General features: G+C 65.4%; 1 protein-coding gene. It reads left to right on the forward strand.

Annotated elements, in window-relative coordinates:
- A partial coding sequence (locus JCM25156_RS20135) for an MFS transporter (protein WP_025814574.1) occupies positions 1-511 on the forward strand: 511 nt, incomplete at both ends.

Consider the following 511-nt stretch of genomic DNA (forward strand, 5'->3'; position numbering starts at 1 on the left):
TCCGGTCGGGGGGGGGATTCTGGTGCATTGGGTGGGCTGGCAGGCCGTGTTCTGGGTCAATGTGCCGATCGGGCTGATCGCCATCGCGCTGACATTGCGCTTCGTGCCCGAATCCAGCGGCGGGCAGCGGCGCAGCATTGACGCACCGGGCCAGCTGCTGGCCATCGTGGCGCTGGCCATGATTACCTCCGGCCTGATCGAGGCGCATAATTACGGCTGGTCCTCGCCCACCATTTCCGGGTTTCTCGGCTTCGGGCTGCTGTCCATCGCGGGGTTCATCATTGTCGAGCAGCGGGCGACCGCGCCGCTGATCGACCTGCGTTTTTTTCGTGCGTGGCCGTTTTCCGGCGCGATCGTGACCGCTGTCCTGGCCTTCGCCATTTTCAGCGCCTTCCTGTTCCTCAACACGCTGTATCTGCAGGATGTGCGGGGCATGCCCGCGCTGCAGGCGGGATTGTGCACGCTGCCCTTCGCCTTTGGCAGCATGCTGTGCGCCCCCGTGTCGGGGCGA

The organism is Komagataeibacter kakiaceti JCM 25156 (assembly GCF_000613305.1).